The 22,899-nt window shown below is 70.1% G+C and carries 24 protein-coding genes and 2 pseudogenes; 12 read left to right on the top strand and 14 right to left on the bottom strand.

Features of this window, described 5'->3' with window-relative positions; genetic code table 11:
• Positions 1 to 1,195, bottom strand: a pseudogene (locus EW117_RS27345) (hypothetical protein); the annotation flags it as partial.
• 345 nt (positions 1,196 to 1,540) lie between these two features.
• On the opposite strand from EW117_RS27345, the gene EW117_RS27340 reads away from it, so the two are divergent.
• Positions 1,541 to 3,091 carry a DivIVA domain-containing protein gene (locus EW117_RS27340; RefSeq protein WP_129789885.1) on the top strand — a complete coding sequence of 517 codons (1,551 nt, stop codon included), beginning with the start codon at positions 1,541 to 1,543 and terminating at the stop codon, positions 3,089 to 3,091.
• 138 nt (positions 3,092 to 3,229) lie between these two features.
• On the opposite strand, the gene EW117_RS27335 is transcribed toward EW117_RS27340, so the two are convergent.
• Genes EW117_RS27335 through EW117_RS27325 form a run of 3 tightly spaced genes read right to left on the bottom strand, consistent with a single transcriptional unit; the run spans position 3,230 to position 5,195 of the window.
• Complete coding sequence (locus EW117_RS27335; RefSeq protein WP_129789884.1) at positions 3,230 to 4,060, bottom strand: alpha/beta fold hydrolase; 831 nt, start codon at positions 4,058 to 4,060, stop codon at positions 3,230 to 3,232.
• A gap of 41 nt (positions 4,061 to 4,101) precedes the next feature.
• Positions 4,102 to 4,860 carry an alpha/beta hydrolase gene (locus EW117_RS27330; RefSeq protein ID WP_422891558.1) on the bottom strand — a complete coding sequence of 253 codons (759 nt, stop codon included), beginning with the start codon at positions 4,858 to 4,860 and terminating at the stop codon, positions 4,102 to 4,104.
• A gap of 35 nt (positions 4,861 to 4,895) precedes the next feature.
• Positions 4,896 to 5,195 carry a hypothetical protein gene (locus EW117_RS27325; protein WP_129789882.1) on the bottom strand — a complete coding sequence of 100 codons (300 nt, stop codon included), beginning with the start codon at positions 5,193 to 5,195 and terminating at the stop codon, positions 4,896 to 4,898.
• 153 nt (positions 5,196 to 5,348) lie between these two features.
• On the opposite strand from EW117_RS27325, the gene EW117_RS27320 reads away from it, so the two are divergent.
• Entirely contained in the window at positions 5,349 to 6,323 is a 975-nt protein-coding gene (locus tag EW117_RS27320; RefSeq protein ID WP_129789881.1) for an FKBP-type peptidyl-prolyl cis-trans isomerase, read from the top strand.
• 131 nt (positions 6,324 to 6,454) lie between these two features.
• A complete protein-coding gene (locus EW117_RS27315) occupies positions 6,455 to 6,979 on the top strand; it encodes a phosphoribosyltransferase (protein ID WP_129789880.1) in 525 nt (174 codons plus the stop codon).
• Here the strand turns inward: EW117_RS27315 and EW117_RS27310 are convergent.
• Complete coding sequence (locus tag EW117_RS27310; protein WP_129789879.1) at positions 6,921 to 7,634, bottom strand: phosphatase PAP2 family protein; 714 nt, start codon at positions 7,632 to 7,634, stop codon at positions 6,921 to 6,923. The two genes, EW117_RS27315 and EW117_RS27310, sit on opposite strands and share 59 nt — an antisense overlap.
• 142 nt (positions 7,635 to 7,776) lie before the next feature.
• Here EW117_RS27310 and EW117_RS27305 point away from each other — a divergent pair, with 142 nt between their 5' ends.
• The 3 genes from EW117_RS27305 (at position 7,777) to EW117_RS27295 (ending at position 10,838) form a co-directional block, all read left to right on the top strand.
• Positions 7,777 to 9,345 carry a sensor histidine kinase gene (locus EW117_RS27305; protein ID WP_165362890.1) on the top strand — a complete coding sequence of 523 codons (1,569 nt, stop codon included), beginning with the start codon at positions 7,777 to 7,779 and terminating at the stop codon, positions 9,343 to 9,345.
• Positions 9,342 to 10,016, top strand: coding sequence for a response regulator (locus EW117_RS27300; protein ID WP_129789877.1), 675 nt, complete (start codon positions 9,342 to 9,344; stop codon positions 10,014 to 10,016). Before EW117_RS27305 ends, EW117_RS27300 begins: the two co-directional genes overlap by 4 nt.
• 105 nt (positions 10,017 to 10,121) lie before the next feature.
• A complete protein-coding gene (locus tag EW117_RS27295; RefSeq protein ID WP_129789876.1) occupies positions 10,122 to 10,838 on the top strand; it encodes a DUF4386 domain-containing protein in 717 nt (238 codons plus the stop codon).
• Between the two features lie 19 nt (positions 10,839 to 10,857).
• Here the strand turns inward: EW117_RS27295 and EW117_RS29565 are convergent, their stop codons facing one another.
• Positions 10,858 to 11,013, bottom strand: coding sequence for a hypothetical protein (locus tag EW117_RS29565; RefSeq protein WP_165362889.1), 156 nt, complete (start codon positions 11,011 to 11,013; stop codon positions 10,858 to 10,860).
• Positions 11,014 to 11,130: 117 nt separating this feature from the next.
• Between EW117_RS29565 and EW117_RS27290 the strand changes: the two are divergent.
• Positions 11,131 to 11,565, top strand: a pseudogene (locus EW117_RS27290) (ATP-binding protein); the annotation flags it as partial.
• A 59-nt stretch (positions 11,566 to 11,624) separates the two neighbouring features.
• On the opposite strand, the gene EW117_RS27285 reads toward EW117_RS27290, so the two are convergent.
• The 4 genes from EW117_RS27285 to EW117_RS27270 all read right to left on the bottom strand — a co-directional run bounded on the left by EW117_RS27285 (position 11,625) and on the right by EW117_RS27270 (position 15,964).
• The gene (locus EW117_RS27285) at positions 11,625 to 12,215 is read right to left on the bottom strand and encodes an orotate phosphoribosyltransferase (protein ID WP_129789875.1); all 591 of its coding nucleotides are present in this window, start codon (positions 12,213 to 12,215) and stop codon (positions 11,625 to 11,627) included.
• A gap of 409 nt (positions 12,216 to 12,624) precedes the next feature.
• A complete protein-coding gene (locus EW117_RS27280) occupies positions 12,625 to 13,785 on the bottom strand; it encodes an SGNH/GDSL hydrolase family protein (protein WP_129789874.1) in 1,161 nt (386 codons plus the stop codon).
• Positions 13,782 to 14,561 carry an SDR family NAD(P)-dependent oxidoreductase gene (locus EW117_RS27275; RefSeq protein ID WP_129789873.1) on the bottom strand — a complete coding sequence of 260 codons (780 nt, stop codon included), beginning with the start codon at positions 14,559 to 14,561 and terminating at the stop codon, positions 13,782 to 13,784. The genes EW117_RS27280 and EW117_RS27275 overlap by 4 nt, the downstream gene beginning before the upstream one ends.
• Positions 14,558 to 15,964 carry a DHA2 family efflux MFS transporter permease subunit gene (locus EW117_RS27270; protein ID WP_129789872.1) on the bottom strand — a complete coding sequence of 469 codons (1,407 nt, stop codon included), beginning with the start codon at positions 15,962 to 15,964 and terminating at the stop codon, positions 14,558 to 14,560. The genes EW117_RS27275 and EW117_RS27270 overlap by 4 nt, the downstream gene beginning before the upstream one ends.
• A gap of 59 nt (positions 15,965 to 16,023) precedes the next feature.
• On the opposite strand from EW117_RS27270, the gene EW117_RS27265 reads away from it, so the two are divergent.
• Positions 16,024 to 16,686 (top strand): TetR/AcrR family transcriptional regulator, encoded by a 663-nt coding sequence (locus EW117_RS27265; RefSeq protein ID WP_129789871.1) that lies wholly within the window; start codon positions 16,024 to 16,026, stop codon positions 16,684 to 16,686.
• On the opposite strand, the gene EW117_RS27260 is transcribed toward EW117_RS27265, so the two are convergent.
• Positions 16,687 to 17,019: an ArsR/SmtB family transcription factor gene (locus EW117_RS27260; protein WP_129789870.1), complete on the bottom strand. Its 333-nt coding sequence runs from the start codon at positions 17,017 to 17,019 to the stop codon at positions 16,687 to 16,689.
• Positions 17,020 to 17,105: 86 nt separating this feature from the next.
• Between EW117_RS27260 and EW117_RS27255 the strand changes: the two genes are divergently transcribed.
• Positions 17,106 to 18,557: an MFS transporter gene (locus tag EW117_RS27255; RefSeq protein ID WP_129789869.1), complete on the top strand. Its 1,452-nt coding sequence runs from the start codon at positions 17,106 to 17,108 to the stop codon at positions 18,555 to 18,557.
• Between the two features lie 4 nt (positions 18,558 to 18,561).
• Positions 18,562 to 19,491, top strand: a complete 930-nt coding sequence (locus EW117_RS27250; protein WP_129789868.1) for a zinc-binding dehydrogenase — start codon at positions 18,562 to 18,564, stop codon at positions 19,489 to 19,491.
• Positions 19,492 to 19,539: 48 nt separating this feature from the next.
• Here EW117_RS27250 and EW117_RS27245 read toward each other — a convergent pair whose 3' ends face one another.
• Positions 19,540 to 19,755 (bottom strand): hypothetical protein, encoded by a 216-nt coding sequence (locus EW117_RS27245; RefSeq protein WP_207212094.1) that lies wholly within the window; start codon positions 19,753 to 19,755, stop codon positions 19,540 to 19,542.
• A gap of 157 nt (positions 19,756 to 19,912) precedes the next feature.
• Between EW117_RS27245 and EW117_RS27240 the strand changes: the two genes are divergently transcribed.
• The gene (locus EW117_RS27240) at positions 19,913 to 20,323 is read left to right on the top strand and encodes a MarR family winged helix-turn-helix transcriptional regulator (protein ID WP_129789867.1); all 411 of its coding nucleotides are present in this window, start codon (positions 19,913 to 19,915) and stop codon (positions 20,321 to 20,323) included.
• Positions 20,323 to 21,351, top strand: coding sequence for an alpha/beta fold hydrolase (locus tag EW117_RS27235; RefSeq protein WP_129789866.1), 1,029 nt, complete (start codon positions 20,323 to 20,325; stop codon positions 21,349 to 21,351). The genes EW117_RS27240 and EW117_RS27235 overlap by 1 nt, the downstream gene beginning before the upstream one ends.
• A gap of 9 nt (positions 21,352 to 21,360) precedes the next feature.
• On the opposite strand, the gene EW117_RS30390 is transcribed toward EW117_RS27235, so the two are convergent.
• Together EW117_RS30390 and EW117_RS27225 are read right to left on the bottom strand one after the other, a co-directional pair.
• Entirely contained in the window at positions 21,361 to 21,687 is a 327-nt protein-coding gene (locus EW117_RS30390) for a hypothetical protein (RefSeq protein WP_242504604.1), read from the bottom strand.
• Complete coding sequence (locus EW117_RS27225; RefSeq protein ID WP_129789864.1) at positions 21,684 to 22,559, bottom strand: site-specific integrase; 876 nt, start codon at positions 22,557 to 22,559, stop codon at positions 21,684 to 21,686. The genes EW117_RS30390 and EW117_RS27225 overlap by 4 nt, the downstream gene beginning before the upstream one ends.
• Positions 22,560 to 22,899: the final 340 nt, after the last annotated feature.

The following is a 22,899-nucleotide window of genomic DNA, read 5'->3' as shown; positions in this document are numbered from 1 at the left end:
TATAAGAGACAGGGGCGGGTTGGGCAGGGGCGGGCGCCGCGGACGGCGCCGGTGTCTGCTCCGGGGCGGCGCCGCCGAACGACGGCCGCTGGGCCGGAGCCGGGGCGGGGGCCGCGGGACTGGCTCCCGGGGCCTGCGCACGGCGGCTGCGCCGGATCCCACGGACCGACGCCGCGGGTGCGGCAGCCGGCTCGGGTGCGGGAGCCGGCTCGGGCGTCGGCGGCGGAGTGATCGGAGCCGCTCCGCCGAACGGCGCGGGCGGACCCCAGGCCCGCGTGCGCTCCTGGTCGGGCTCGGGTGCCGCCGGTTCCGGCGCTCCCTGGCCCGGACGCACCGGTCCGGCCGGCGGGAACACCGACGTGCCGCCGTCGGCCGGGTCGCCCAGTGCGGGCGGGAAACCGGGCTCGTGCCCGGCCGGGCTCGACTGCTCGCCGTCGACGCCGAAGGCGGCGTCGCGACGCGGCAGGTCGGCGTCCGGCTGCCGGCGGGTACGGACCGCGGACTGCGAATGCCCCTTACCGCTGCCGCCCTTCTTTCCGCTCTTTCCGCGGCGTGCGCCGATCGCCATGAAGATGCCGAGGATCAGAGCGAAACCGCCGCCCAGCACGCCGGGCCACAGGTACGGGGTGTTGACCGGGCGCGGCCAGGTGAGCTCGAGCGTGGGGGCCTCGGCGTTCTTGCCGACGCCCGCGGCCAGCAGCACCACGCGACCGGGCTCCTCGGTCCAGCGCATCTGGACTGTCGTCTCGCCGCTCACCTCGGAGATCCACATGTCGGACCCGGCGGGATCGGGACCGGTGCTCGGCTTCTCGGCCGGCGCATCGCCGGTCTCCTCGCCGTCGGTCTCTTCCTCGCCGGTGGCCAGGCCCGTGCCCTCGACGACGCTCAGCGCCTCCCAGGAGGACAGGCCGGTCACCGAGTCGTAGGGGTCGTCGCCGACCCAGCCGAGCACGTCGACGTCGGACCCGAGCGCGAGCGTGACCTTCTGTCCCTCAGGGACGGTGGCTCGAACGGTCACCTGGTCGTCGACAAGGCCCAGAACTCCGGGCTCGGTCACGACCATGGTTCCGTCGCCGCTGGGGGTCGCGGTCGCGACAACAGTGTCGGACTCGCGCAGGACGGTTGCCGTCGCGACTCCGTAACCGATGCCGCCGAGTCCGGCAAGTATCAGGAGAGTCGCCAAAAAGCGTTGCACCACCGATTCCCTTCGAATTTAGGGCGCGTGCCCGTCGATCAGGTGGGTGCTCCAGCATAGGGACCGAACGCTGAGCACTGTCCAATGACGGGTGTGCTTGTGCGGTTCGGCCGGGATCCTCACCCTTCCTTCACCGGGGCCCTGCACGGGGCGCCTGAACCGTCGCCGAGGCGCGGGTCCGGGCCGAGCCGGAGTATTGCACGTCTTGCGTAGATTGCATCCCGTCATGGTGTATCCACATCCGCACCAGACACGTATCCTGGGCGCCGGACGAGCCGAAAACCGGCGTCCCCGGGGGGAGCCTGACCCGCGCCTCACCAAGTTCCGACACTGGAGGTCAGCACCGTGTCCGACGAGCGCTCGCTCTTTCCGACTGCCATGCGCGGATACGACCGCGACCAGGTGCACGCGCACCTGGACCGGCTGAATCACGCCCTCGAAGAGGCCCGCCGGCAGGTCGAGGCCTCCGACAGCCGCGCCATGCAGCTCACACAGGACCTGACCGACGCCAAGCGCAACCTGCGCGAGACCGAGAAGCCGTCGTACGCCGGCCTCGGTTCCCGCATCGAGCTGCTGCTGCGCTCGGCCGAGGACCAGTCCACCGACATCATCAACCAGGCCAACCAGCAGGCCGCGGACATCATGGCACGCGCGAAGCTGTCGGGCGGGCAGGTGCGCTCGCGCGCCGAGTCCGAGGTCGCCGAGATGCTCGCCAGCGCCCGCCGCGAGGCCGAGGAGATCCGCACCACGATGGCCGCCGAGGCCGAGGGGCACCTCCTCGCCGCGCAGCGCCGCGCGGAGGAGCTCGTGGGTTCCGCCGAGCGCGAGTCCGCGCAGATCGCCAGCGCGATCAACGCCGAGGAGAGCGAGCGCCGGGCCAGCCTGGAGCGCGAGCTCGGCACCCTGCGCTCGACCGTCGAGCGCGAGACCACGGAGCTGCGCGTCAAGACCGAGCAGGACGCCGCCCAGCTCCGCGCCAGGGTCAACGCCGAGACGACCGAGCAGCGCGAGACCGCCGAGCGCGACTCGTCCGCGATGCTCGCCAGCGCCCGCGCCGAGTCCGAGCAGATCCTCTCCGAGGCGCGCCGCCAGGCCGCCGAGGCCGCGAACGCCGTCACCAGCGAGATGGAGGACCTGCGCGAGCAGGCCCGCGCGGCGCTCGCCCAGGCCGAGCTCGACATCGTCACCCGCAAGGAGAGCGTCGAGAAGGAGCTCGCCGAGCGGCACGAGACGGCGAAGTCCGAGACCGCCAAGCTCGTCAGCACCGCCGAGGAGCACGCGGCCGAGGCCGAGAAGCGCGTCGCCGTGGCCCTCGAGCAGGCGGAGAAGATCCGCTCCGAGTCCGACATGTACGTGAAGGACCTCGTGGCAGACGCCCGCAAGTCCGCGGACCGGATCGTGGCCGAGGCCAGGGAGTTCGCGGAGCAGACCATCGACGACGCACGCGCCGAGGCGGAGTCGAGCCGGTCGGCCGCGCAGCACCAGCTCGAGGACCTGACGCGTCAGCACGACTCGATCAACTCCTACCTGGACGAGCTGCGGGGGATGCTGGGCACGCCGAGCGAGGCCGCTCCCGCCAAGCCCGCCCTGCCCGCGAAGCCGAAGGGTCTGTCCGGGGCGACCCCCGCGCAGCAGGCCCGCTTCGCCGTCGTCGGTGACGGCACCGAGGCCGAGCCCGACGTCGCCGAGTCGACCGACACGGGTTCGATGCCGGCCTCGATCCCGCCGAGCAACCCCACACCGGTGCCCGTCGGCACCGCCACCGTCGTCATCCCGTCGGTCAAGGGCACGAAGGCGAGCACCAAGGCGGGCCAGAACTCCGACTCGGCGTCCTCGCCCTCGGAGACCGAGGACTCCGAGGAGTCGGTCCCGGAAAAGGCCGGCGCCTCCAGCTGACCCCGCCGAGGTAGGACCAGGGCGAGGTAGGACCAGGGCGAGGTAGAACTCTGGCGAGGTAGAACTGCAGCACAGCTGTGGTTCTACCTCGCCAGAGTTCTACCTCGCCCTGGTCCTACCTCGGCATAGTGGGGACAGTCAGTGGTGGGCCACCACCTGGGTGTGCAGCAGGCCCAGGGCCGCGGCCACGGCCTGCGGCTCCTCGACCATGCTCATGTGGCCGGCCCCGGGTACGAGCGTGAGGGCGGCGTCGCCCGTCGACAGCCCGGACGGCGACCCGGCCGCAGCCCGCACCATGTGCTCGGCGTCGGCCAGCGGCGTGATGGCGTCCTCCGCACCCACCACTACGGCGACCGGCGCGTCGAAGCGGTGGAGCACAATCGTCCGGTCGGGGCGGGCCGCCATCGCCCGCTGCGCCCACGCGACGCCGGCCGGCGACTGCGCCCGGATCCACGAGTCCAGCACGGGAAACAGGTGCCGCCGGCGCTCGGTGCTCGTTGCGCCGACCAGGGCGGCGGGCATGCTGAGCACCGCGTCGACCGTCTGGTTCGCATCGACCGCGGCGGCGATCCGCAGGCGCTTGGCACGCGCCTCCTCGGAGTCCGCCGTCGACTTGGTGTCCACGAGTCCCAGCCCCGCGACGAACCCTGGATGCCGTTCGGCCAGCGCGAGGGCCACGTACCCGCCCATCGAGTGCCCGACCACTACGGCGTTGCCCTCGCCCTCCGCGATCATGGTCCGGTAGACGCTGTCGGCCGCATGCTCGATGCTCGGCGGGAAACCGTCCAGGTCACTGTGCCCGGCCCCGGGCAGGTCGACGCCGATGGCCCGCGTGCCCGGCGGCAGGTGCTCCGCGCACGCCGCCCACATGCGATGGTCGAGCGGGAAGCCGTGCAGCAGCACGAGCGGCAACCCGCCGCCTTCGTGCAGGGTGAAGGTGGCCAGCTTCCTGGTGGCTTGTGAGGTCATCGTCGTCCTCCTGTGGTGGGTGCCGTGGTGGTTGAGGCGGCTCAAGAAACGCCCGGTGGTCCGTCCCAGTGGGTCGGCAGCGGAAGCGGGTGGTCCGGCAGCACGTGACCGACTATCTCGTTCAGCACGCGGGCGACCGCCGGTTCCCCGACCCACAGGTGCTTCGCGCCGTCGACGCCGATCACCTCGGCCTGCGGGACGCGCGCGAAACGGCGACGGGCCTCGTCGGGCCGCAGGTAGTCGTCGAGCTCGGGCACCAGGACCACGAGGGGCTTGCCGAACTCGGCCCAGCGGTCCAGGTCCTCGTCGGTCGCCCGGTGCAGCGGCGGGGAAAGGAGGATGGCGCCCTCGATGCTCGGGTCGGCGCCGTGCTTGAGGACGAGCTCCGTGCCGAACGACCAGCCGACCAGCCACGGCCGGGGCAGCCCGCGGAACTCCGCGAGCTCGAGCGCGGCCGCGACGTCGTACCTCTCCGCGTCGCCGCCGTCGAACGTGCCCTCGCTCGTACCGCGCGGGGAGGAGGTACCGCGCGTGTTGAACCGGAGGACCGCGAGGTCGGCCAGCGCGGGCAGACGCCAGGCCGCCTTGCGGTACACGTGGGAGTCCATGAAGCCGCCGTGCGTGGGCAGCGGGTGGAACGTCAGGAGGGTGGCCGCCGGCGCGCTGGCCTCGGGCAGCGCGAGCTCGCCCACGAGGGTGAGGCCGTCGGCGGTGTGCAGCTCGACGTCCTCCCGCTGTGCGGGCAGGACGGTGAGCGAGCGGATCTGGTGGGGCTCGGCTTCAGTGGTCATCGACCCCATTCTCTCCCCCGTCCTCGTTGTGGGCGTACGGACGGTCAACGCAGGTTCGCGCGTCGCTGCCAGCAGCTGGTGTGCCAGTGCCGCCGGCCGTCCAGCCCGGCCTCAGGCCCGCCGAGCACGTCCGTCTGCCAGGCCACGACGTGCGCCGTTCCGGGCGTGACCTCCTGGCGGCAGGCCGGGCAGACGTAGGTCTTGTCGGACGAGCGGATCCGCTGCACCACCCACTCGCCGTCGGCAGCGGACTCGCTGCGTCGGCCACCCGTTGCCCGGTCCACGTCGAGTGGGACGTGGTCCGCGGCATACGGACGCTTGCTGGAGCGGCGCTTCGACGGCATGGCAACTATTCTTCCGCAGGGCAGAGCGGACGGCTTGATCCTGCCCGAAAACAGCGTTCAACGCGCACCACACTGCCTGGGAGCCCCACTCATTTCCGCCCGCTAGAGTGTGGCGGTCCCCAGCAAGGCGCAAATCCGACCGAAGGACTACTCGTGAAGCACCGCACCACTGCCGGCCTGGCAGCCGTCGCGCTGGCCTCCATCGCGCTCACCGGCTGCGCAAGCAGCGACAGCGGGGACGGCAGCGCTGCCGCCTCCGACGGAAACGTCTGCGAGGTGACCCCGGCCGCTGAGCCGTCGCCCGCGCCGAGCCCGTCCGAGGCGGACGTCAAGGCCGTCGACGCGATCGAGGTCGCGGGCCCGGTCGGCAAGGAGCCCAAGGTCACCTTCAAGGCGCCGCTCAAGGTCACCAGCCCGACGTCCCGCGTGGTCGACGAGGGCACCGGCGAGGAGCTCGCCGAGGGCGCCCAGGTCACCATCAACTACGTGGTGCTCGCGGGCAAGGACGGCTCCACGAGCGGCTCCACCTGGGAGACCAAGAAGCCGGAGTCGTTCACGCTCGGCGACCCGCAGTACGACCTGCTCAACGACCGCCTGATCGGCCAGAAGGTCGGTACGCGCATCGTCATGGCGAGCACCGCCATGGACCAGACGATCCAGGTCACGATGGTGGAGGTCTCCGAGGTCAAGGAGATCCCGACGCGTGCCGAGGGCACCGCCGTGGAGCCGAAGGACGGCCTGCCCACCGTCGAGCTCGCCGACGACGGCCAGCCGACCGTCACCATCCCGAAGAACTACGAGGAGCCCACCGACCTGGTGGTCCAGCCCCTCGTCGAGGGTGACGGCGCCAAGGTCACCAAGGACCAGACGGTCACCGTCCAGTACGCGGGCTGCCTGCTCGACGGCACGTCGTTCGACTCCTCGTGGAGCCGCGGCACCCCGACGTCGTTCCCGCTCAACGGCGTGATCCCGGGCTGGACCAACGGCATCGCCGGCCAGAAGGTCGGCAGCCAGGTGCTGCTCGTCGTCCCGGCGGACCAGGGCTACGGCGACCAGGAGAACGGCGCTATCCCCGCGAACTCGACGCTCGTGTTCGTGGTCGACATCCTCGAGGCCAAGGCGGCCTGACCCCTCCGGCCGCTCCGTCCGCGGGCCGGCCTGAGATCTCGCGCACTCGACGTGCGCATCGCCGCAGGTCGCGGCACAGACGTGGCGGGCACCCGAGCCGGGTGCCCGCCACGTCTCGTAGGGTCGTCTCCATGACATCGACTGAACTGCCCTCCACTGACGCTCCCATGCCGGAGCGCGAGGTGCTCACCTGGGAGACCTTCCCCGGGGCGGTGCGCGACCTGGCCCACAAGGTGGTGGACAGCGGGTTCGTGCCCGAGGTGGTGATCGCCGTCGCGCGCGGCGGCCTGGTCCCGGGCGGCGCGATGGCGTACGCGCTCGGCACCAAGGGCGTCGGCACACTGAACGTCGAGTTCTACACGGACATCGGCAAGACGCTCGACGACCCGCGCGTGCTGCCGCCGCTCATGGACACGTCCGAGCTCCCGGGTGCCAAGGTCCTGGTGGTGGACGACGTCGCCGACTCCGGCCGCACCCTGGCCCTGGTCATGGACCTCCTGGAGAAGCAGGGCGCCGAGGCGCGCTCAGCCGTGCTGTTCACCAAGCCGCGCACGATCATCCAGCCCGACTACTCGTGGAAGGACACCGATCTGTGGATCACCTTCCCGTGGTCCGCCGAGCCGCCGGTGACCGGCGCGAGGTCGATCGACGCGTGAACCGCTGAACGACCGCGTGCACGGCCAGGCCCACCAGGCACGCGATGAGGACGCCGAGGGCGAGCCCTGACGCGACGTCGTGCATGTAGTGGACGCCCGCGGCGACGCGGGCGCCCGCGATCACCAGCGCCAGCGGTACCACCGCGGGCCAGAGCCGCGGTGCGACGAGCAGGCACGCCACCGTCAGAGCGCCCGCGATGGTCGAGTGGTTGCTCGGCCAGGACCAGTCTCCGGGCACGGGGCAGGCCAGCACGGTGGCGACGTCGACGACTCGACACGGCCGTTCCTCGGTAACCACGAGCTTCACCGCCTCGCTCACCGCGTACGCGGCGACCGTCCCGGCTCCGGCAGCGGCGAGCAGCCAGAACCTCGGGCGGTCGCGGAGCCACGTGAACAGCACGAGGCAGGCGGTGATCGCGACGAGCGCCAGCAGGCCCTTGTCGGCGACCAGTCCCGCGAGTCCCGCCCACGGCGTGTCGGCGGTCCCTCCGGCGATGCCCTCGAAGATGCTCTCCCGCGCGGGCCAGGCCAGGAGTGCGACCGCGCTCAGGCCGACAAAGGCAGTGAGCACGGCGGGCAGGACGGCGCGAGGAACGGGGCTCAGGACTTGCCCGGCGGCGCGGTTCGCCGCGGTGGCATGGCGTGTTGTGGTCATGCCGAGAACGCTAGAAATCGGCGGGCTCGTGCGGATCTGGCGCAGGTCAGGAGCTGTCTATGACCCTGGTCCTACTCAGCCGGCCCCAAGATCAGACCCCGGCGGGAAGCGCGCACGGTCACCCGTCGGCGACGATGGTCCGGTGACCCAGCTGTCCCAGATCGCCGACACCGCGCACACCGCCGAGAGCGCCGCCCTGCGGCCCCTTCGTGTGCTCGTCGCCGTCGCGTTTACCGTGCTGCTGGTGCTCGCCGGCGTGGACCCGTGGTGGATGATCCCGCTGGCGGCAGTCGCCGCACCGCTCGGCCTGTCCCGCGGCGGCGCCAGGCTGGGCGTTGTCGCGATGGCCGCCGCCGCAGGGGCCGGGGCGGTAGCGGTGCTCGCCGGCTGGGCCGACGTCCGCGACGCGCTCGTCACCGTCGCCCGCGACGTGGTCACCGGCGTGCTGCCGTGGTCCGTCGCCATCGCGTGGCGGGCCCGCCGGTCCGCCGAGGCGGACGCCGCGATGGCGCTCGTACGGGAGCAGGACGCCGAGCGGCTGCGTGCCGAGACCGACCTGGCCCGGCAGCGTCTGCACCTCGCGGAGAGCCTGCACGACGACCTGGGGCACACCCTCAGCCTGGTCGCGGTCAACCTGGGCAGGCTGGAGCTCGAGCTGGAACGGAGCCCCGAGACCGGGCACCAGCCGGCCGCCGCGCCGTCCACGCTGGAGTCGGTGGGGCTGGCCCGCCGGCAGGTCTCCGACGCGGTCGCCCGCCTCGGCGCTTCCGTCCAGACCCTGCGCACCGGCCTGGCCGACGGCGGAGCGCCGGAGAGCGTCCGGACGGGCCTCGACGCGCTCGTGCGGGACACGCGCCGAGCGGGCGCCGACGTCGAGCTCATGGGTTGGCCAGGTCCGGGCCGCCTGGCCGGTTTCGGACCGGCCGTCGTCCGGGTGGTCCAGGAGGGGTTGACGAATGCGCTCAAGCACGCGCCGGGCCAGCCGGTCCGGGTCACGCTGGACGCCGGCGCCGACCGCCTCGTGGTGACGGTGCGCAATCCCCTGCCCGAGCGCTCACCCGCCGGGCCTTCGAACGGTTCGGCGCAGACCGGCGAGACCACACCCGGTGTCGGCGGTACAGGTATCCGGTCGCTCACTGAGCAGGTCCGGGCCGCGCGCGGATCGGTCGAGGCCGGCCCGTCCGACGGCGACTACGTTCTTCGTGCGGAGCTGCTGCCCGTGCCCGACGATCCGGGTCCCGTCACCGGTGACCCCGACGCCGCAACCAGCGCACCGCCGATCGGCTTCGGTGCCCCCGCCACCTCGCCATCGCCCAGGGCCGGAGCGCACCGGGATGCCCGGACGGTCACCCACGGCCTGGTCCGTGCCCGGCGGCGGGGCGGGGCGCTGCTGCTGACCGCCGTACTCGTACCGGCTGCCGCGCTGGTCGCGGTGGCAGCGGCGATCCAGCTCGCCGACAACCTGGAAGCCCGCCGCGCGCGGCTCGGCCCGGACGCCTTCGCCCGCATCGCCGTCGGGGACACCCAGGCCAAGATTCAGCCGCTGCTGCCCGCAGACGCCCTCGACCCGCCCCCTGACGCTGACCCGTCGTGCGACTACTTCGCCGTCACGGCGGACCCGCTCGACGACGCGTCCGGGGATGCCTACCGGATCTGTTGGGCCGGCGATCGCGTCGCCTCGACGGACCTCGTAGTGGGTGGGGCACGATGAGCCGGCCGGAAGTCTCCGTGTCGCTGCAGGTGGTCCTCGCCGACGACGAGCCGCTCGTCCGTGCGGGACTGGCCGGAATTCTCGAGACCGACGACGCCGTCCGTGTCGTCGCGCAGGCGTCCTCCGGCCAGGAGGCGTTGGACGCGGTCCGGGCACACCGGCCCCACGTCGTGCTCCTGGACGTGCGCATGGGAACCATGAACGGCCTGGAGGCCCTGGCCGAGATCCGGCGCACCGCCGGGGCCCTACCGTGCCTCATGGTCACGACCTTCGGGGAGGACGAGTACGTCGCCGAGGCAATCAGGCTCGGCGCGGACGGGTTCGTCCTGAAGTCCGGCGATCCCCGAGAGCTGCTGCTGGCCGTGCACGCGGCGGCGTCGGGCGGCGCCTACTTCTCCCCCGCCGTATCGCGACGCCTCCTGCAGACCGGGCTTGGTACGCGGTTCATCGCACAGCAGGACGCCAGAGAGCGGTTCGAGCGCCTCACCCAGCGCGAGCAGGACGTGCTCGCCCTGATGGGCGACGGGCTGGCGAACGGCGAGATCGCCGCACGCCTCCACCTGGCCGAGGGCACGGTCAAGGTCCACGTCACCTCGATCCTGCGTACGACGGGTGCCCGCAACCGAGTGGAGGCGGCGCTTATCGCCGCCCACGCACGAACCCCCCGCTGAGCGCCGCTCTGGGCCCCAGCCTTCTTCATCCGGCGTGGCCCTTCCCCACTGCACACTTACGCCGTAAGGTAGCCTTACATGGTAAGGCTCATAGAGAGGGAAGCCATGAACTCGCATACGCTGCATCCCCGCACGGCGCGTACCACCGGCCTGCTCTACCTGGCGGTCGCGGTCGTCGCCGTTCCGGGATTCCTCGTCATCCGCCCGATGCTCTTCGAACCCGACAGCGCGGCGGCGACACTCAACAACCTTGTGGAGAACGAGACGCTCGCGCGGCTCGGCATCGGCTTGGAGCTCGCCCTGGTGGCCGCCCAGGCGCTGGTCGGCCTGTCGTTCTACCGGCTGTTCCGACACGTCAGTGCGTTCGCCGCGGGTTCGCTGGCGGCATTCGCCCTGGTCAATGCGGTAGCGGCCCTCGCCAGCGCGGCGTGCCTCGCCGCCGCCCTGAGCGTCGCTCTGACCTCTTGGTCCGCCGATCCGGCCGACGCCGCCGGCGCCGCGCAGCTCCTGTACGTCCTGGGCGGGAGCTTCTGGGACGTGGCTTCGCTGTTCTTCGGGCTGTGGCTGATCCCGATGGGAGTGCTCGCGCTGCGGTCAGGCATGCCGCGCGCGCTCGGCTGGATCCTCGTGGTGGGCGGCGTGGGGTACATCCTCGACGGCTTCGTCATGTACCTGGCGCCGGCCGCCGGTCCGGTCGCGAACCTGCTGGTGGTCCCGGCGACCGTGGGCGAGTTCTGGATGATCGGCTGGCTGTTGTGGCACTCGTTCCGGCCCCGCGCCGCTGCAGTCACCGCCCCGGATGCCACTGCCGCCACGACGTAGCGCGTCCGCCGCCGCCCGGCTACTGACGCAGCAGGCCGGCGATCGCCGCCGGCACGACAAGCGGCGTCGTGATGAACCCGGCAAGGCCCAGCGACGCCCAGATGAACTCCCCATGCCCCCACGGGAAGACGCCGACCTGCCGGACAACCTGGGGATCCTCGGGCAGATGGATCACGTCGATCGGATCACCGTGCCGGGGCACGCCGGTCCATCGGCTGATCCACGCCTCCTCCGCGTCGACCAAGACCGTCAGCTCCGCCTGGTGGTTGCCGGCCCATTCCGAGCCGAGAACCTCGATCCCGACGGCGGCCAACGCTGGGTCGTCTACGACGAGGCCTGGCGCCTGATGTCGCACCCGGCGCTGCTGCGCCGCATGGACGCCCACTGGCGCCTGGCCCGCCACTACGGCATCGCCAACATGCTCGTCATCCACCGCCTGTCCGACCTGGACAACGTCGGCGACACCGGCAGCGCACAACGCTCCCTGGCCGCTGCACTGCTGGCCAACGCAGAAACCAGGGTCATCTACCGGCAGGAGACCGACCAGCTCGGCACCACCGCGAAAGCCCTGAACCTGACCCGCACCGAGGCCACACTTCTGCCCACTTTCGGCCTGGGGCAAGGCCTGTGGCGCATCCGCAAGAGGTCCTTCCTGGTCCAGGCCCAGCTCCACCCTGCCGAAGCCCAACTCTTCGAAACTGGCTCGAAGGCCGCCGGAAGAACCTAGAAGTTCACGCTGATTTTGAAGGTTTTCGCGGGAACTTCAAGATCCACCTGCTTTTCAGATTACCTGGGGGCAGATGTTCCGGGAACATCACGGTGCTTATCTACGAGATCGGATGCGTCGTCGAGGTCGGCGCGTGTCAGCACCGTCCGGACGGTCACATCGACGTCGGTCAGAGGGCTGATGCCGCTTGGGCTGCGATCGATCGCGCACACCACGGTATCCACCACAGCACCGAGATCTCGCAGTGCGAGTGCGGCAGCGCGCACTGCTCCGCCGGTGGTGATGATGTCCTCCACGAGGGTCACGCGTCGTCCAGCAACCGGCGGGCCTTCAGCGAGCTTCGCTGTCCCGTAGGGCTTGGCATCCTTGCGGACGAAGAGCGCGCCCACACCCGTGAGCGAGGACAATGCGGTCACGAGGGGAATGCCACCGAGCTCCAGGCCTCCAAGCAGGTCCGTGTCGTCTGGAACGAGCGGGACCATCTGCCGAGCGACTCGGGCCAGCAATACGGGGTCGGTCTCGAACAGGTACTTGTCGAAGTAGGTGTCGGCGACCTGCCCCGATCGGAGGGTGAACGTGCCCGTCAAGCGGCACGCGGCATCGATGTCGCTAGCGAGGTCGGGGTCCGGGGCGGCGACGGCGGTGGTCATGACGACCATTGTCTCTGCTCACAAACTCGAGGGAGATGGGGCGTCTGTAGCGAGAAGGCAGGATGTAACAGTGCCTCAAACCAATCTTGACACTACCGACGCCGTCGAACTCGCCGAACTCCTTCAATTCCTCAACGATTGGTTGGCCAGCGACCACGACGCTCTCGATGCGTCGCTAGCCCGGTTCGTCGGTGCCCGCGCCTACGGCGTCGCTTCGCCTTCCTACTGGGCGGGAACGACGGTGAACGATTGTTCAATCCCGATCCCACGTGGACACTGCGGGCTCAACGTTCGCGCCACCTAACGGAAGCCGGCACCACGTGGCGACACCCTCGCCGTGGTCAACTCGATGCCGGCATGTCCGCGTGGTGGGTAAGTAGGGTGGCGGCCGTCCGGTGGCTGTCGAGGTTCATGCGAAAGGGCCGTTGAAGGCGAGTTGAGCGAAGCGTTCGCCCATGCGTTGGTAGCCGGCCGGGTCGAGATGCAGCCCGTCGGGCGGTGGGAGTTCGGTGTAGTCCTGCTGGCCGTAGAGGGTGCGGCCGTCGAGGTAGTGGAGGTGGGGGTCGGCGCGTTGGGCCGTGATGCGGGCCAACTCGTCGCGGACGATCGTGAGGCAGAGGCGGCCGTAGGCCAGGTCGTCCGCGACGCCGAGGGTGCGGAAGCGCAACGTGGTGGCGTCGAAGTCGGGCACGGTCGGGCCGGGGGTGTCCTCGATGATCGGGCTCAGGATGGGTGAGACGACCAGGATTGGTGTGTCGGAGTGGCCGTCGCGGATGGTGTCGAGGAAGCCGTGCACGGCCGGGGTGAACGCACGCAGCCGCATCAGGTCGCTGGTGACGAGGTTGGTGCCGATCTTGAGGCTGATCAGGTCGACGTCGGCGTCACGGATGGCGCGGGCCACGAACTGGTCGAGCAGCGCGTTGGTGCCCAGGCCCAGGTTGGTCAGCTCGACGCCGGCGAGCCGGGCGGCGACGGCGGGCCAGGTCCCGGTGGGGCTCGCGGCCTCGGCGCAGTGACTCAGCGAGCTGCCGTGGTGCAGCCATCGTCGACCCGACTGTGTGGGAGCGTCGACGGGTGCGTCGGTGCGCAGGGCGATCAGTTCGGTGATCTCGGCCTGTGGCAGCCAGATCTCGATGTTCTTCGGTTCGGGAGGTAGGCCGGTGAAGCGGACGGTGCCTGGCTGGCCAGGTGTGGTGTGGAAGCGGCGGGCGGGCATGTCGAGAAGCAGCGTGTTGCCGGCTGGAGTGCTGGCCTGTGCGGCGAGGCGGCCGTTGACCAGCAGGTCGTACACGCCGTCGGGCATGGAGGACGCTCCTTTGTAGACGGTCTTGGTGGGCAGCACCTCCAGCTCGATGGTCGTGGCGGTGGTGCGGAAGGCCAGCCGTACGCCAGCCGGCTGCGCCTCGACCATCGTCAGCGGCTGGCCGTCGAACCGTGCCGTGTGGTTGTCCGGGAACTGGGCCCGGGCGGCGGCGGGCAGCCTGTGTGGCAGGAGCCCGTTCGGGGTGTGCTCGATGTCGAGGGCGCCGCGGATGGCGACCGGCCCGTCGATGAGGGGGATGGTGATCATGGGTGCCTTCTGAGCAGGTGGTGGGTGAGGTCGGCGAGACGTGCTGCCGGGGCGGGGTCGAGGTCCGGGCTGATCGGCCGGCCTTCCACGAATGCGGACAGCGGCACGCCTGGTGGTTCGTCGATGAGCGCGAGGATCGGTGCGATGCCTTCTTCGACGGGCTTCCCGAGCTTCTTGAGCCTCTGGACGTGGGCCAGGGTGGCCGCGTCGTACTCGCCGGAGAAGCTGGTGGCAACGGCACCGGGGTTGACCAGCACGTACGGGATCCCGCTGTGTCGTGAGGCGTATGCCGCGCCGAGCAGGTCGTTGGCCCGGCCTGCCTGCAGTTGGGCGGTGACGCCGTCGTAGCGTCGTGCCAGCCCGAGGTCGTCCCAGTGGATCTCGGGTTTTGGCACGCCGGGGCCGGACACGTTGATGATGACGGGTTTCTGGGAGCGCTTCAGTGAGTCGGCGAGGCCGTGGCTGAGCAGGAAGCGGCTGAGGTACTCCAACGCGAACGTGCTCTCGAAGCCCTCGGCGGTCTGTCGCCGGGTTGAGCGGAAGTGCCGTGCGCACAACACGAGCGCGTCCACGACCGGGAACGTCGCGGTGATGTCTTCGACGACTTTCCTGTTGTTCGCGACCAGGCTGAGGTCCGTCGGGATGAAATCGCGGAAGACCGCGCCCTTGCCGGTGTCGCGGCCGAGGACGACGACGGTGTCACCGCGCCCCTGGTAGTGGCGGGCGACGGCCCTGCCCATTCCGTCGGTGCCGCCGGAGATCACGATGGTCTTCATCGGGCGTCTCCTCGTGCGACGAGGACCTTGGCCGGCCGGCCGGGTAGCAGAGCGCTCGCGGCAAGCAGGACGAGGATCGCGCTGGTCAGGAACCAGTACACCCCGTGGAAGCCCGCCAGTGTGTCGGCCGCGGTCTGCATGGTGAACGCGACAACGGCGATCCCGATCGACCCGCCGAGCTGGTTGAGCATGTAGAGCACCGAACTTCCCTGTGGCACAAGCGGTCCCGGCAACGTGCGATAGAGCGAGCCCATCGCGGGCGGGCCGACGAAGCCCAGTCCCACGCCGATGGCCAGACCGGCGAGAACCACCCACACCTCGCCGGTCTCGGGCCCGATCCGGGTGAAGGCGAACGCGGACAGCGCCGCGAGGAAACCACCGGCCAGTGCGAGGTTCCGGGAGCCGATCCTGTCACTGACACGTCCGGCCAGCGGTGCGGCGACGGCGGCGCCGACGCCGAGTGGCGCGACGAGCAGCCCGGCGGCGAGCGCGCCGTGTCCGTGTGTCTGCTGGAAGTACAGGGGAAGCGCGACCAGGCTGGCGAACATCGCGAGACCTGTGAGTGCCATGACCGTCACACTCGCGGCGAAGCCGCCACGGGCGAACAGCCGCAGGTCGACGAGCGGCCGGTCGCGGCGCAGGGCGTGGACGGCGTAGCCCGCCAGCAGGGCGAGGCTGACCGCCAGTGGCACGAGCACCGGCCAGGCGAGGAACTCGGCGCGGTCCGCCGCCTGCGACAACACGAGCAACAGGCTCGCGAAGCCAGGACCGAGCAGGGCGACGCCGAGGACGTCGAGACGCGCCCGTGCCCGCTCGGTGGGGAGATCCTCGGGCATCACCCGGCGGGCGAGCACGAGAGCGAGCACGCCGATCGGCACGCTCAGCAGGAACATCCACCGCCAGCCCATGCCGGCCAACACGACGCCGCCGACGACCGGGCCCAGCACCGGGCCCAGTGAGAGGACCGCGGCCATCAGCCCCATCACCCGCCCGGCGTGCCGTGGCCCGGCGGCGCGAGCCAGCAGCGTCAGCACGAGCGGGTCGAGGATGCCCGCCCCGACACCCTGCAGCACCCGGAACACGATCAGACTCCCCGCGTCCCAGGCCAACCCGCAACCGAGCGAACCGAGCAGGAACACGCCGAGGCCGGCAAGCCACATCCGCCTACCGCCGAAACGGTCCCCAGCCCAGCCAGTGACCGGGATGGTCACGGTGACCGCGAGCAGGAATCCGGTCGAGACCCAGCCGATCGTGCTGAGGGAGGCGTCGAACTCGCTGGCCAGCCGGTCGATCCCGACCGCGACCATCGTGCTGTTCAGGATCCCCAGCGCGCCGCCGAGCAGGATCACGCCGATCAACCGGCGCAGTGCCGGGTCCAGTCGAGCGTCTTCTGTAAGACTCATGAGACTGTTCTACCAGACTGATGAGTCTAGTTTGTCAGTCAGGCGGGTATGCTTAAGACATGAGTGGAGCTGTCGCGGCGCGTGGGCGAATCGACAAACGGCAGGCGATCCTGGACGCCGCGTTCACCGTGTTCGCACGAGAGGGGTACGCACGGGCCGGCGTGGACGTGATCGCGGCCGAGGCCGACGTGGCCAAGGCCACCGTGTACAGCCACTTCCACGACAAGGAGAACCTGCTCCGCGAGGCCATCGCCGCCTCGGCCGACCAAGCGCTGGCCGCGAACCTGGCCGCGGTCGAGGCGCTCACCGACCGCGGCGACGACCTCCGCGCCACCCTGGAAGGCGTGGGCCTGCACCTGCTCCAGTGCTACTGCGACGACCGGTCATGGGCGCTGCGCCGACTGCTCTCGGCGGAGATCAACCAGTTCCCCGACCTGCTCGACATCGTCCACACCCGCACGGCCGACCGCGTCACCGACGCCCTTGCCGACCGGCTCGCCCGCATCACCGTCACCGGCCGCCTGCACACACCGGACCCACTGCTGGCGGCCGAGCAGTTCATCGCCCTGCTGGCCGGCCCGATCGACAAGCGAGCCCGCCTCGGCAGCCGCCGCGTCCCCACCACCGAGCTACGCGCCGTGGCACAGGCCGCCGTCCACACCTTCCTGCAGGCGTTCAGTTCGACGGGATCGAGTCGATCACCCGCGCCAGATCCGTTCTGATCAGATCAGCTTCTCTGGGGTATTGAGGACGAGGTCCAGCAGTCCAGGGAAACGCGAGTCGAGGTCGTCCCGGCGCAGCGACAGGATTCGCTCCGCCCCGCGGACGCGCACTAGGAGGATCCCGGCTTCCCGGAGCACCTTCTGGTGATGCGAGAACGTGGATCTGCTGATCTGGAGTCCGGCGTCCTGTTGCAGCCGGGTGCACGGGGATTCGCCCTTCTGTGCCAGTGTCCGGACGGTCGCCAGGCGCCCGGGGTCGGCCAGTGCGGCGAGGATCTTGGACAACCGCAGGTCCGTAACGGGCGGGTGAACTTGCTCCATCAGGACGCTCACGCCTTCGATCATAGGCCAACGTCGAACCTCGTGATACTGTTCGATGGTCTTCGACGTTCGATGGTTATCGACATACGGGGAGCGGGATGAGCCTGGTCAACGACCGACGATGGCTGATGCTGCCGGTGATCCTGGCCGCCTTTTTCATGTACGGCTTCGACGGCAACGTCGTGAACGTGACGATCCCGTCGCTGCAGGCGGACCTCGGCGCCGGTGAGGCGGCCCTGGAGTTGGTCGTCGGCGGATACGTCTTCACGTACGCGGCCGGACTCGTGCTCGGCGGGCGCATGGGCGATCTGTTCGGCTACCGGCGCATGTTCCTGCTCGGCATGACGAGCTTCACCGTCGCCTCCGTGCTGTGCGGCCTCGCGCAGAACTCGACGGAGCTGGTGATCTTCCGGATGTTGCAGGGTCTGACGGCGGCCGCCATGGTGCCGCAGGTGCTCGCCCTGATCATGGCTACGTTCGCGCCCGAACAGCGTCCGCGCGCGCTGGCCTGGTTTGGCGTGACCGGCGGCCTGAGCGGTATCTGCGGCCAGGTCCTGGGCGGCCTGCTGTTGGAGTCCAACCTGTTCGGCCTGGGTTGGCGGGTGATCTTCTTCGTCAATGTCCCGGTCTGCGTCGTCGTCCTCGCCTTCGCGTCGCGCCTGCTGCCCAGTACTACGTCGGGACGGCGGCCGGGTCTGGACGGCATCGGTGTCCTCGGCATTTCCGGTTCGCTGGCGCTGGCGCTGGTGCCGCTGGTCCTGGGCCGCCAGACGGGCTGGCCGGCGTGGGCGTGGGTCCTGCTCGTGGCCTCGGTCCCGGTGATGACCGCCGCACTGCTGTGGGAACGGCGGGTGGCACGCACGGGCGGTCAGCCGCTGCTGGATCTGGCGCTGTTCCGCAGCAAGGTCTTCAACGCCGGGCTTGCCATCAACGCGGCGTTCATGGCCTACTTCACCAGCTACCTGTTCTGCCTCAGTCTGCTGTTGCAGTCCGGGCTCCAGTTCAGCGCGCTGCACGCGGGCCTGATCTTCGCGCCCACCGCGGTGCTCGCGATGGTCACCTCCCTGTCAGGCAAGAGCCTGGTCGCCAAGCACGGTCTGCGGGTGTTGACCATCGGCTCGCTGGTCACCGCGGTCAGCGTCCTGATCGCGGCGCTCGGCCTACAGGCCCAGGGCGGTGGGATCTCCCAGGCCGTGCTGTTGGTTTCCACCGCCCTGATGGGCATCGGCAACGGGCTCATCCTGCCGTCCCTGATCGGCGCACCGATGGCCGGTGTCAAGCCCGCCCAGGCCGGTATCGCGTCGGGCATGCTCTCCACCACACAGCAGTTCGCCAGCGTGACCGGTGTGGCCGTCCTGGGTGCCATCTTCTTCGCCAAGCTTGGCGACCACCCGGGCCGTGCCACCTACGCCTCCGCCGCCGAACTGGCCGCCTGGGTAGCCCTCGGCATCATCCTGGTGATGACGGCCCTGGTCACGGTGCTGATCCGGGCCGCGTCCGAGGCGAAACGCGAAACGCCTTCCGGCTACGTGGTCCCCACGAAGGCGTGAACCCATGCGCGGTTTCATCACCGACCCCATGGCGCCCGGTGGGCTCCGGCTGACCGACGACCTGCCCGAGCCCACCCCGGCACCCAACGAAGCCCTGGTCGAGGTGCGTGCCTTCGCCATCAACCACGACGAGGCCAACCTCATCCGGCGCAGGCCGAACGGCTGGCGGCCTGGCCAGGACACCGCCGGTGTAGTGGTCCGGGCGGCGGCCGACGGCAGCGGTCCGCGCGAAGGCGAGCGCGTCGTGGCGTACCTGGACTGGGAGGGCTGGTGCGAGCGCATCCCGATCGCCCCCCACCGCGCCGCCGTGTTGCCCGCCGCCGTGTCCTTCGAGCAGGCCGCGACGCTACCGGTGGCGGGGCTCACCGCGCTGCGGGCGCTGCGCGTGGGCGGCGCGCTCCTCGGCCGCGACGTGTTGGTCACGGGGGCGAGCGGCGGCGTCGGCCAGTTCGCGGTGCAGCTCGCGGTCGCCTCGGGCGCTCGGGTGACCGCCCACGTCACGCGGCCGGAGCGGGCGGAGGAGATGCTGTCGCTGGGCGTTCACCACGTCGTGACCTCCCTCGCCCCGGAGACGCCGACGCCCGGCCCGTTCCACCTCGCGCTCGACGGCATCGGCGGACCGCTCCTGCCCCAGGTGATGCACCGCATGGCGCCCGGTGCGACGACCGTGCTGTACGGCAACATCGGCGGGCCCGCCGAGGTCCGCATCCTCGACTTCGCCGGATACGCACCGAACAGCAAGCTGATGGGCCTGGTGAGCCCGATCCCCGACGCGGCCAAGGGGGAGGACCTGGCGATTCTCGTCGGCCTGATCGCGGACGGCCGCCTGGTCCCGCACATCGGGCTGCGCGCCCCGTGGGAACACACCGCCGAGGCGTTCGCGGGTCTCGCGGCACGCTCCTTCCGCGGCAAGGCCGTCCTGATGCTCCCGTAGCCGCAGCGCGCGATGTCGCGGACCCGCCGCCGACCGTGAGGAGCATGTCTACGGGGCGAGGTCGAGGTCCAGGCGGATGTCCATGTCCAGATGAAACCGGCCGTAGGGGTTCACATTGCTCCAGAACAGCGCGTTCAACCCGCGGCGGTCCTCCTCGGTCAGCCTCTTCGCCCACTTCGGATCGGCCAGAACCCGTGCGAGCATGCACACCTCGACATGCTCCCGACCAGAGCCGGTGAGCTTGCCATCCTTGCCGTAGAACACGACCTCGTTGGCCGAGTTCCTTCCGGCCGGTGCCTGGGCACCGGCCGGAAGGGGTCAACTCCTGCGAGAGCACCCGATTCCTCGATTGAACCGCTGCCGCGTGCTCGTTGCCGAACCCACGTTGACACGGGCCCACCGCGAACTTAAGATCTTAACTGTGTACGACATACCCCTCTTGTTACACCGGATCGTCCACCAGATGGATCGCGCCGCGGACCGGGTGCTCCGCGAGGAGCTCGATATCTCGCACCGGCGCGCGATCGTCCTCCTGGTGGTCGAGAGCGAAGGACCGTTGAACCAACGGGAACTCGCCTCGCGCCTTGGCCACACCGAACCTGCGATCAGCGCGATGATGCGGGAGCTTGCCGACCGCGGCCTTGTCAGGTTCGAGTCCGCGAGCGGTCGCGAGCGGCAGGTTCTGGTCACGGACGAGGGGCGTCGGCTCGTCGTCGCGAGCCGCTTGCTGCTGGGCCCGATGTTCGACGACGTCATCCGCCGAACCGGGGTGGACGACGATGAGCTCGGCGCACAGCTGCACCGGTTGGCGACCGGTTTGGGGGTGGCCTGATGAGCAGGGCGCCCTGGCGGGCCCTCGCACCGTTCGTCACGATGCTGCGCCGCCCGTGGCAGCGCCGTCGGAACGCGCGCACGTTGGCTGCGGTACCGGAGGCGGGCGTCAACCGGCAGCAGTGGGTCCGCCTGGGCGGGATCGAGCAGTGGATCACCGTACGCGGCCACGACCGGCGCAACCCAATGCTGCTCGTCGTCCATGGCGGTCCGGCGTCACCATACATCCCGTTCAACCCGTTGCTGTCGTCGTGGGAGCAGGTCGTCACCGTCGTGCAGTGGGACCAGCGCGGCGCAGGCAGGACCTTCGTCCGCAACGGCCCAGATCCCGCGCTGACGGTGGACCGCCTGGTCGACGACGGGATACAGCTGGCCCGCTGGATCACCCGCGAGCTCGGTCATCACCGGATCATCCTGATGGGCAGCTCGGTCGGGAGCGTCATCGCGTCTCGAATGGTGCGCGCCGAGCCGCAGCTGTTCGCGCAGTACGTCGCCGCGAACCAGGTCGGAGTAGGGAGCCGGGCCGACTCATGGCGCCAGACGCGAGCCGCGCTTGACCGGGGCGGCAAGCGCGGCAGTGTTGCCGCCCTCGACGCGCTGGGCCCCGACCCGCGTGCGTGGACTGCGGCGCAAGCCGAAGAGGTCAGCAAGCACGCCATCTCTGCGAGCGTGGGCGTACCGGACATGGTCTACGACTTGATGCTGCCGGCGCTCATGTACACCCCGGACTACTCGATGGCCGACATCCGCGCCATCGACAAGAGCATGGGCCTGGCGCGCGACGTTTTGTATCCGGATCTGCGCGACCCGGACCTCTCCGGACGGTACGAGGTCCCGCTACTGCTCGTCCACGGGGAACGCGACCTCGTCAACCCCGTCAGTGCGGTGGCGAACCTCCTGCCCCTCCTGGACGCTCCGCGAGTAGAGCTCGTCACGGTCGAGCACGCCGGCCACCTCGTCGAGTTTGCCGACCCGGAACGGTTCGCGCAGATACTGCGCGAACACGTTCTCTCCCAGTGGGAGGCATGAAGCACCCGGTCAGGGGCGGCTACGGGGGCGAGCAGGTGCCGGGCTGGGAGTGCCCGTGCGGTCACCGACGGTCAGGGTGTAGCGCCCGGCGGCCTCGATGCTGAGGCCGAACAGGTCGCACAAGGCCCGTAGGTCGCCGCCGTTGGCGTGTGCCTCGGCCAGGATGCGGTCCTCGCGCAGGGCTTGTGGGCGCAGAGTGGTCTTCTTCCAGGGAAAGACGTTGCTGGGCGTGGTGAGGCGGCCCGTAGCGATCACAGCGACAGGTCCGACCGCCCATAGCCATGTGGCATCGAATACGAAATGCAGGACCACAGCAGCAATCTTCGGAACGCTCATCGACCTTTGCCGGCATCGCTCTTGGGGTCGGAGTAGTCGCCAGTGTTGGCATTCATCTGCCGGCGGACGTGCAGGGTCGCGGTTCCGTCGTCGTGCCACTCGATGTCACGGCGCTGCAATCCCAGCGCCTCCCCACGGCGCAGTTGGCACCAGGCAGCGAGCAGCACCATGATCCGCCAGAGGTCTGGGGTCGCTTCGTAGAGCGCCTCGACCTGCTCGGGCTCAGCGACGTCATCACCCGGGTCGTGGTCAGCGTCGTGCCGCACCGGCTTCTGCCCGGGGATCTTGATGTCTGGCATCTCCGTGATCACGCCGTCCCGCACGGCCTGCCGCAGGATCATCATGAGCACGACGAGCACTGGCCGCGTCACACCGTTGTACTCCGCCTTCGTATGCAAAACCGACGGGATGGAGTCCAGCCTGACGGTCAACTTGCGGACAGCCTCCTCGTCGATCGCACGAACCAGCTGGTCTCCGAACTCGGGTACGAGGTAGCCGTCGACCTTTCCCTTATAGGAACGGATAGTCGACGCCGCCCGCTTCCGACCGCTCCGAGTGGGCTCCGTTCTGATCTTCTCGAGCCAGTGCGCTGCGTATGCACTGAACTCAAGCGACTTCGCCTGTGCCGCAGCAGCCTCCGCCCGCCGACGCTTGGCTATCGCTGCCGGTGGCTCCCACTGACCACGCGCAATCGTGGTGTGCATCTCGGACAGCCACTCGCGGGCGTCCGTCTTCGTCGCGAAGGTGAGCGGCTTGTCATCCTCAGTCCTGGCGGGGTAGGTCTTTCCGCCCGGCGCTGGGTACCGCGCCTGCCATCGGCCGGAAGGGAGCTTACGCAGACTCCCCCATCCCTCTCGTCTCGTCGTGCTCATCGTGCCCTCACCTGCTCTCGGATGGACGCTGGTGGACTGCCGTGCCATCTCGTGCCACCCGCCCGCCGAGAGCGCCCAGATCCGCTAGATTCCAGCGTTCTCCGCACTCTCATCGGCTCGTTCGTGGCACGCTCTGGCACGACCGACCAGGCATGCCACCCACAGATTCCGCGTGCTGGCACCTCTGATCGGCACATGACAGGTGTGCGCGTGCCACCCCCGTGCCGCACTGAATGGGTGCTTCCGTCCATCTCCGACCTCCTGTGTCCATGGAGAGTCGGCACGCAAAGAGGCCCGGAACCGCAGGAATCTGCGGTTCCGGGCCTCTGATCAGCCGCTA

Source organism: Promicromonospora panici (assembly GCF_900608595.1).
GTDB lineage: Bacteria > Actinomycetota > Actinomycetes > Actinomycetales > Cellulomonadaceae > Promicromonospora > Promicromonospora panici.
Note: the sequence above shows the minus strand (reverse complement) of the source record. Positions and strands in the feature narration are given on the sequence as shown.

Excerpts from the sequence above, each read along its gene's own strand:
- EW117_RS27265 (WP_129789871.1), top strand. The coding sequence starts at position 16,024 with ATGAGTGGAGCTGTCGCGGCGCGTGGGCGAATCGACAAACGGCAGGCG.
- EW117_RS27235 (WP_129789866.1), top strand. The coding sequence starts at position 20,323 with ATGAGCAGGGCGCCCTGGCGGGCCCTCGCACCGTTCGTCACGATGCTG.
- EW117_RS27250 (WP_129789868.1), top strand. The coding sequence starts at position 18,562 with ATGCGCGGTTTCATCACCGACCCCATGGCGCCCGGTGGGCTCCGGCTG.
- EW117_RS27295 (WP_129789876.1), top strand. The coding sequence starts at position 10,122 with ATGAACTCGCATACGCTGCATCCCCGCACGGCGCGTACCACCGGCCTG.
- EW117_RS27225 (WP_129789864.1), bottom strand. The coding sequence starts at position 22,559 with ATGAGCACGACGAGACGAGAGGGATGGGGGAGTCTGCGTAAGCTCCCT.
- EW117_RS27315 (WP_129789880.1), top strand. The coding sequence starts at position 6,455 with ATGACATCGACTGAACTGCCCTCCACTGACGCTCCCATGCCGGAGCGC.
- EW117_RS27255 (WP_129789869.1), top strand. The coding sequence starts at position 17,106 with ATGAGCCTGGTCAACGACCGACGATGGCTGATGCTGCCGGTGATCCTG.
- EW117_RS30390 (WP_242504604.1), bottom strand. The coding sequence starts at position 21,687 with ATGAGCGTTCCGAAGATTGCTGCTGTGGTCCTGCATTTCGTATTCGAT.
- EW117_RS27310 (WP_129789879.1), bottom strand. The coding sequence starts at position 7,634 with ATGACCACAACACGCCATGCCACCGCGGCGAACCGCGCCGCCGGGCAA.
- EW117_RS27270 (WP_129789872.1), bottom strand. The coding sequence starts at position 15,964 with ATGAGTCTTACAGAAGACGCTCGACTGGACCCGGCACTGCGCCGGTTG.
- EW117_RS27275 (WP_129789873.1), bottom strand. The coding sequence starts at position 14,561 with ATGAAGACCATCGTGATCTCCGGCGGCACCGACGGAATGGGCAGGGCC.
- EW117_RS27280 (WP_129789874.1), bottom strand. The coding sequence starts at position 13,785 with ATGATCACCATCCCCCTCATCGACGGGCCGGTCGCCATCCGCGGCGCC.
- EW117_RS27330 (WP_422891558.1), bottom strand. The coding sequence starts at position 4,860 with ATGGGGTCGATGACCACTGAAGCCGAGCCCCACCAGATCCGCTCGCTC.
- EW117_RS27325 (WP_129789882.1), bottom strand. The coding sequence starts at position 5,195 with ATGCCGTCGAAGCGCCGCTCCAGCAAGCGTCCGTATGCCGCGGACCAC.
- EW117_RS27300 (WP_129789877.1), top strand. The coding sequence starts at position 9,342 with ATGAGCCGGCCGGAAGTCTCCGTGTCGCTGCAGGTGGTCCTCGCCGAC.
- EW117_RS27335 (WP_129789884.1), bottom strand. The coding sequence starts at position 4,060 with ATGACCTCACAAGCCACCAGGAAGCTGGCCACCTTCACCCTGCACGAA.
- EW117_RS27285 (WP_129789875.1), bottom strand. The coding sequence starts at position 12,215 with ATGACCACCGCCGTCGCCGCCCCGGACCCCGACCTCGCTAGCGACATC.